Origin of the sequence: Nocardia seriolae NBRC 15557 (assembly GCF_007990715.1) — a bacterium.
Classification (GTDB): Bacteria; Actinomycetota; Actinomycetes; order Mycobacteriales; family Mycobacteriaceae; genus Nocardia; species Nocardia seriolae.
On sequence record NZ_BJWY01000283.1, the window covers coordinates 1 to 579 of the forward strand.

A 579-nucleotide genomic window follows, 5' to 3' on the forward strand; every position below is an offset into this window, starting at 1 on the left:
GGACACTAGCAATTGCCGGAACGGTCAAGGTGACTGCGGCACGCGCCACCCGGGCAGAATCCAGCACGGAGACAGACTCGGTCACGAACTGCACGGCATCGTCATCGTCCTCGAACAAACCAGCTTCGCCTGCTGTGAAAACCGAATAGTCGCCTGCTTCCGCCGCACGCCTGAGCTGCTCGGCCCGCTCGTGCATCCGGACCGGGTCGACTAGGAAGTCATTGAGCACCTCACGGTCAAGTATTCCGCCGCGGGTGGGCTTGCCGACGTAGTCCGGATGCCGTGTCGCGATATCGGTGGTCTTGCGAGAGACGCTGTTCGGACTACGAAAATTCTCTGCCCGCAACGACTCCGGGTGAATCGGTAATCGTTGAAGGATCACGGAGATATCCCGTACTCGCAGATCGTTCTCTCGTAGCTCACGCCAGTCGTTCTGCATCACCAGATCACACGCGAGGATCAACTCATCCCGCGACCACGCCGGGTTCCGGACCATGCGACAACGCTAAGGACATCCAGGGTGGATAGCAAACAATCCGGTCCGTCCCAAGTATCAACCCTTCACAGTAGGGTCGACCA

At 59.2% G+C, this 579-nt stretch carries 1 pseudogene; it reads right to left on the reverse strand.

Annotated features, from left to right (window positions below):
* Positions 1-496: pseudogene (locus NS2_RS35725) on the reverse strand (hypothetical protein); the annotation flags it as partial.
* Positions 497-579 lie beyond the last annotated feature (83 nt).